10 protein-coding genes are annotated in these 6,499 nt (G+C 37.7%); all 10 read right to left on the bottom strand.

Features of this window, described 5'->3' with window-relative positions:
- A partial coding sequence (locus N5909_RS01625; RefSeq protein WP_271630696.1) for an SspB-related isopeptide-forming adhesin occupies nt 1-2,372 on the bottom strand: 2,372 nt, incomplete at its 3' end.
- Between the two features lie 18 nt (nt 2,373-2,390).
- On the bottom strand, nt 2,391-3,173 hold the full coding sequence (locus N5909_RS01620) for an LPXTG cell wall anchor domain-containing protein (RefSeq protein WP_033681023.1): 783 nt from the start codon (nt 3,171-3,173) through the stop codon (nt 2,391-2,393).
- A gap of 18 nt (nt 3,174-3,191) precedes the next feature.
- Nucleotides 3,192-3,494, bottom strand: a complete 303-nt coding sequence (locus tag N5909_RS01615; protein ID WP_033681022.1) for a hypothetical protein — start codon at nt 3,492-3,494, stop codon at nt 3,192-3,194.
- A gap of 290 nt (nt 3,495-3,784) precedes the next feature.
- A complete protein-coding gene (locus N5909_RS01610; protein WP_033681021.1) occupies nt 3,785-4,000 on the bottom strand; it encodes a helix-turn-helix transcriptional regulator in 216 nt (71 codons plus the stop codon).
- A 2-nt stretch (nt 4,001-4,002) separates the two neighbouring features.
- Nucleotides 4,003-4,137 (bottom strand): hypothetical protein, encoded by a 135-nt coding sequence (locus N5909_RS01605; protein WP_265182510.1) that lies wholly within the window; start codon nt 4,135-4,137, stop codon nt 4,003-4,005.
- 22 nt (nt 4,138-4,159) lie between these two features.
- Nucleotides 4,160-4,426, bottom strand: a complete 267-nt coding sequence (locus N5909_RS01600) for a hypothetical protein (protein ID WP_033681019.1) — start codon at nt 4,424-4,426, stop codon at nt 4,160-4,162.
- A 4-nt stretch (nt 4,427-4,430) separates the two neighbouring features.
- Nucleotides 4,431-4,598 (bottom strand): hypothetical protein, encoded by a 168-nt coding sequence (locus tag N5909_RS01595; protein WP_000910110.1) that lies wholly within the window; start codon nt 4,596-4,598, stop codon nt 4,431-4,433.
- Nucleotides 4,592-5,716 (bottom strand): replication initiator protein A, encoded by a 1,125-nt coding sequence (locus tag N5909_RS01590; RefSeq protein WP_033681018.1) that lies wholly within the window; start codon nt 5,714-5,716, stop codon nt 4,592-4,594. Before N5909_RS01590 ends, N5909_RS01595 begins: the two co-directional genes overlap by 7 nt.
- Nucleotides 5,716-5,898 (bottom strand): hypothetical protein, encoded by a 183-nt coding sequence (locus N5909_RS01585; RefSeq protein ID WP_009729741.1) that lies wholly within the window; start codon nt 5,896-5,898, stop codon nt 5,716-5,718. Before N5909_RS01585 ends, N5909_RS01590 begins: the two co-directional genes overlap by 1 nt.
- A 123-nt stretch (nt 5,899-6,021) precedes the next feature.
- On the bottom strand, nt 6,022-6,390 hold the full coding sequence (locus N5909_RS01580; protein ID WP_033681017.1) for a hypothetical protein: 369 nt from the start codon (nt 6,388-6,390) through the stop codon (nt 6,022-6,024).
- Between the last annotated feature and the right edge of the window lie 109 nt (nt 6,391-6,499).

Genomic DNA, 6,499 nt, shown 5'->3' with positions numbered 1-6,499 from the left:
TTAGAGACAAAGGCATTTCCAAAGTCAATTTGATGGAAATCATTTTTCACAATTTTGCCTTTTTCTACAAGCAAACGTGCAGGAAGCTCAATCGTGATATTCTTAACTGGTTTCACATAGTTTTTATAGAATGAAGCAGAATCTTTCGCTACCCAAAGGTAAAATTCGCCTTTAGGATTCAAACCAGCTTCTTTCAAAATGCTTTGAATTTCTTTTGTGCGTTGTTTTTCAGAAAGAACATGGTACATATTAAAGAGCGCTTTAACATCTTTACCAGTAGAATCCTTCATAGTGATTTTGCTGTCATCTACCTTGTAAGCACCATCTTGAACATCATCTGCCATAGCCCATGTCTTACCATAAGTTTTAGAATCAGCAGTAAACGTTGAATAAGGCTTATAATCAGTAGTCAAACGGAATTTTACATTCTTATCGAATGTATTAGCCCCATCAATATTATGTCCGAATGTATCAACAATAGCCTTTTTAGGTTTTGGAGTTAATGGTTTCACACGCAAGCGTGAATAGTTCACTTTGACAGTAGGAACTAAAGGCATTTCAGGAATTTTTTTCTTCTCTGGTGGAGTTGGAGCAGGTGGAGTTGGAAGTGTTGGACGAGGTACAAACTCTTTTGGTTTTTCCAATTTAGGTTTAGGAATTTCTTTGGTATCCTTTTGTTTCAATTCAGGTTTACGTGGAGGATCCAAAGGGATAGTAATTGGCACAGTTGAACTTGCTTTACCAAACAATCCAACAGCCCAACCATCTTGATAGAAAATATCCTTATCGGCAAGGTTTTTGCCACCATTTTGTCTGATTACTTCTGCTCGTTTTGACTCAATTTCTTCCTCACTTGCCACACCTGCACCGATATGATAAGCAAAATTAAAGCTAGAACCATATCCAACAGAAAGAAGTGAACCAAGTGGAATATCTGACTCGTCTCCAACGTTTTCGTAATATTTACCACTAGCAGACTTATGTTCGCCCTTAAAATATTCTTTGCCACCACGAGTAATTTTCTTAACATCTGAACCGTTAGGGTTAAGGACAATGCCTTCTGAACCGTCTTGGTAAGTGAAGCGTAACTCCTGTCCCCAGTCAATGTCGTTGAAAGTTGAAGCAATCGCTGTCACAGCAGGTTTATTTGTCTTTTCATAGAATAAATCAACTTTAGTATCAAATTGAATCAAGTTCCCATATACAAAGTTAATAGAGCCACTTCCATTATCTTTACGAACATAAATTCTAGTATCACTTAACGGTTTTCCATCTTTTACAAAATAAGCTTCAGCACTATTAAAAGTAAACTTAGCAGAGATTTTCTTACCATCTTTACTTTCAGCAACATTGTGAAGCGTGAATGAATCGCCTGCCTTTGGATTTACAATTTCAGCAAAATATTCAGGATTTTTCCCAAGCAATCCTGCACGACTACCACTAATAGTAGTGTCAGAGTGCAAACCAATATAATCTTTTACAGCAGTTAGACCGTCAATACCTTCAAATGAAGCTGTTAGGTTGCTGTAATACCCAACGCTACCACGCTTGCTGTTGTCGTAATCACCATAAACCTTGATATGAGGTTTTTCAGCTTTTACCCCCTTCTTAGCAAGTTCTGCTTTTTTCTTGTTGTACTCAGCAAGATCGCTTTCATATTTTGCTTGTTTTTTGTCATAATCAGCTTTTAAATCAGCGTTGTCCTTTTCAACCTTTTCATTGTAGGCTTTTTGATCTGCTACGTTTTTATTGTAGGCTTTTTGATCTGCTACGTTTTTATTGTAGGTAGCTTCTTTTTTAGCATTGTCTGCAAGAATAGCTTTATTTTCGGCTTTGGTATCAGCTTCTTTTTTAGCATTGTCTGCAAGAATAGCTTTATTTTCGGCTTCAATACGATTGACTTCTGCTTTATGATCCGTTACAGCTTTGTCATACGCTTCTTGTTTAGCCTTGTTTTCTTTTTCAATTACTTCACGTTCTTTAGTAGTTTTATCTACCTTAGAAGAATAATCATCAGTCACAGTTTTGACATCTTTTTCCTGTTTAGCATAATCAGCTTCAATTTCTTTTTGCTTTTCTGCTACTGTTTCAGAGGTTGCAACACCTTTGTCCTGAACAGCTCCAACTTCAACCTTTACACCTGCGTTTTTAGCTTCTGCTACAGCTTTGTCAAGCTTGTCATGAGAAATAGGAACTTCTACTTCTGTTTTCTTTTCTACAGCAACAGGCTTAGCAGTTGAAACTTCATCAGCCGATACAGTACCATTAAACGCCATACCTAACATAGCAAGCGCCAAGATTACTCCACAAGCTCCTGCAACTTTTGTTTTACGGATTGAACCATAAGCCTTATATTCATTTGATTTTAACATTTTTCTTTTCTCCTTTAATTAAAATAATTTCTTCTTGTAGAAGTAGCCAACCGCTGTCAACAACATTCCACCGATTGCAGCTAGAAAACTTTGTTCTGTTCCTGTGTTTGGAAGTGTTTTAAGTTTGCCTTCTTTATCAGTAACAGAGATAGTCTTATCTTCGTTGACAGTACCACCGACCTCTTCAGGAGCAACCACTGAACCATCTGAAAGAACGACGTTTCCGTCTTGGGTGCTAACAATTGACGCACCTGTATTTGTTTCAACAGGAGCTTTTGTCACATCATGAACTACTTGACCTGTTGCGGTTGAAGTCGTCCCAATTTGTGATTTTCCTTGTTCATTGGCCTCATCTGTTGTTTTTGGCTTTTCAGCTTTTGGCAATTCAGGTTGGACTTCTGGGGTGCCTTTGTTGGTTACTACCGCTTCAGAGAGCTCTGGTTGAATTGCAGGTTCACCTTTGTCACTTACTACCGCTTCAGAGAGCTCTGGTTGAATTGCAGGTTCACCTTTGTCACTTACTACTGCTTCAGAGAGCTCTGGTTGAATTGCAGGTTCACCTTTATCTGTAGTTGATGATGTATCTGGAGTTGTTGGATCAACTGGAGTAACTGAAGGTTCTGTTGGCTGAACTGCTGGAGCTTCTGTTTCTGTTGAAGCGCTAGGCGTTGTTGGCGTAACTACTTCTGTTGTTGGAGCTGAAGAGTCAATTGGTGCAAGTTCATCTGCTGATACATAACCAGCTTGTGCTAGTGCGATAGTTGAAAGTGCTAGTGTAGCTAATACTTGTTTCTTATTCATTTTCATTTTTCCTTTTCTTTATTTATTTTTCGGGTTATAACCTTTTCCAGTTAAACGAAGCTCCATTCCTGATGGTGTCTTAACTTTTCGAGCTATAACTTGAGCATCTCTCTTAATAGTGCGAATTTGATCATAAACCTTTTTATAAGGCAAATGAAATTCAACATCCCTTAAAAGGCCGTCTACATATCCTCTAGCCTGTTTGACTGCATAGTCTGGCTTCAGGATAAGGTCTGTACCGTCCTCTAAGCGAGCTGTCGCACCTCCTTGTTTTCCTAAAACTTTTAAGTCCTTTAGGCGGACGGTTATTTCATCTGTCATAGATTTCTCCTTGAAGTTGAAAGGCGAAAATTACGCCGTGCTGTGTAAAAACGTATTTTTACATCGGTATTTTATTCGCTGGGTTTATAGTCTAGGAACCCTTACTCCTTCAGCTTATGACCAGTGTCATGCTTTTTCGTTCAGTGGCTGGACTAGATATCCTTTTCTAGTTTGCTACTCGCCCCCGTTTCTTTTTTATCCATAGCCACGCTGTATCAGGGCAAGCCTTGTATTCAGTTTTCAAAGGTCTGTAGTTTAATGACTTCTCGGTCAATATAGATTTATCTGTACTAGGTTTGGTCCGATTCTGATCCTAACAGGTAGTCAATGGTTACCCCGAAATATTCTGCCACATTTTTGGCATTCTCCAGACTTATCTGACTATACCCTGTTTCCCAGTTAGATATGGTGTTGCGAAACACCCCTATCTGATCAGCCAAGGCTTGTTGTGATAATTTGGCTTTTTTTCGTAATTCTCTGATACGATTTTGTGTTTGTTTACTCACATCTACTTGTCTCCTTCATTATTTAAACTTGATGGTATTTCATCATCCATCAGAGGAGCATTCTTCAGCTCCAGCATGACAAGCCCTATTCCATAAGCTAAGATCAATAGTAAAGCCATTGTAACTAGTTTAAACATTACTATCCTCCTGATATCTTCCTTATTTTGTCCGATAAGTTATCTTCTTCACCCATCGAGGATTGATAGAAAACGGCGGAGTCGCTGATGGAAAATTCATACTCGCTCCTGTTCCAAATGAACTTGATACCAATTTTTCTAGTTCCTCTAAGTTGGAAGTGACGGAAATACTGTCTACCGTTTTATCAAAATACTCTACAATCATTTCAATCTCTTGAACTGGTTGAGAAGGTGTAGCCTTCACAGCTTGTAATCTGTTCATTCTCTCTTGGTTATTAAACAATCCCATGAAATCAATCCTCTTTCTGTTGCCATGATGAGAAAATTTGGCTGAGTTTCTCAGCTCTTTCTTTTTTCGGTAAATCAAAAACAGCTTTAGGAACCATGTAGATTTTCTCCTTCGGGCTACGACCTATCGTTAGCACTTTACCATCAATTGGTCTAAATTCATCTTTTAACATGTTTCAACTCCCTTAGACAATTCTGATAAATAGCTATTGAGTTTCGTCTCCGACAGTTTATCTGGATAATAGTATGCAATAAGACTAGGACACTCAGCAGGGGATTTTCTAGCATATTCACTTTGTCCTGATACCTCCATAAAGCCCTGTTCTTTTTCAATGAGTAAAGCCATCTTCCAAAAACGAATCATCATTTTGTAGAAGTAGGCTGGGACATTCTGGATTGATTTTCCTTCAGCCTCTCCTGTTTTAATTTTGAAAATCAATTTATCAAGCTCACGTTCAAGATCTTGCAGCCAAACCTCTCCATAAATTTCCTGACCAGCTAAGAGGTTGTTGTAATTCTTCTCAACTTGACGTTTCGATTGATAGATTTTATTTTCAAGAATTTTTGCATCTTTCCCAAACAAACTGAGTTTCTGAACTAGTTGAGTAGAAAGAAAACCATGTTGCCCCATTTTAAATGCTTCAGAGATTGATAAATCAGAAAGAGATGATTCGCTCTTGTATCGATTAGTATCGTAAAGAGTATCAATCTTACTCTTCTCTGTATTTATTCCGTCCGATTCGTGGACGTTTTGAAGTCCATTTTGCGGACGTCCGTTTTTGATACTTTCGCTATTACCAATGCTTTGGGGTACTTTTTCATATAGAACTTTACCAAAGGCATTAACCCTCTTCAGTAACTCACCATCAGCTGAATAGTGCTCCACTATTTCTAAATTAGCATCGACTAGCTGAAGATAAAGTCTATTCGGCTTATTGAGTCCCTGCCTAACTTCTCGTAAGAGACCATGTTCTTGTAGTTCTTTCTTGATCTTAGTAACCTTCATCTTTCCCTTATCCAATAGCAGCATCAGGTCAGAAACTGTAAAAATTAGAAAGACCGCTCCATTTTCATCAACGTAATCTCTATTTCCCTTCTGGAATGAACTGATACTTAATTTACAGCGATTATAAAGAGCGCCATAAGCTAACTTAGCATCAGATGAAAGACCCGTGTAAGAACTAGTCAATTTGACATAGCCGTTCTCATTGTGTTGAATACGGGTGAAAAAGATTTCTGGAATTTGATAAAAAGTTAGAGTGGCTAGTTGGTCAATCGTGATATCTGCCATTAGTAGCCTCCTACAACTTGTAATCTCAAGCCACCAGCTTCAGGAAAATAGACAAGATGAGTTTGTTCTAACTCTTCAATAGCTGCAATAGCACGGCTTTTAGTCCATCCCATTGTATTCATCAAATCTAAAATCATTACGTCTCTAGTCAACCTTGAGACCTTTGTTTGGTGTTGTTTCATAGGTAATCCTTTCTTGTCACAAACTAGTGTTAATTCACAGCTATATCATAATGGATAATGAGAAAATCTGTTTTAAAGGGACAATCAAATAAATTATAGAATCAAGGTATATAATTTATTTCCCTAAATATACCCCATCAATTCTGGATTAAACTCCAGAGTCAACCACAAGGCTTCATCCTGAGTCAATTGGCTAGTTTGTCCCCAAGTTCCATCTCTAGCTCTTCTGGAGTAAGGATAAGTGCCAAGCTCAATTCTAGGACATAATTCATGAATAACATCATCTTTCATAACTTCCCAAAGTAGACTAGAGGGCTTATAATAATAACCGTTTCCAAGCCAAACTCTATCGAGGTCATCGTATGGAGATACCTTTTCTTCAGAATTTCCTTCAGGGATACAATCAACCATATTTTCATTCTTATCAAGATCTATTACATCGAAAATTTCTAAGGAATCAATATCCATAACAATTTCAATATTATCTGACATTTTTTCTCCTTTCCTTAATTTTTGGCAACGAAAAAAGAGAGCGATTTTCTCACTCTCTCAAGTTATATGATATTTAATTTTTCACTTTCCCAAAACTCTAGACACTTAG

Origin of the sequence: Streptococcus gwangjuensis (assembly GCF_028156745.1) — a bacterium.
GTDB lineage: Bacteria > Bacillota > Bacilli > Lactobacillales > Streptococcaceae > Streptococcus > Streptococcus gwangjuense_A.
Note: the sequence above shows the minus strand (reverse complement) of the source record. Positions and strands in the feature narration are given on the sequence as shown.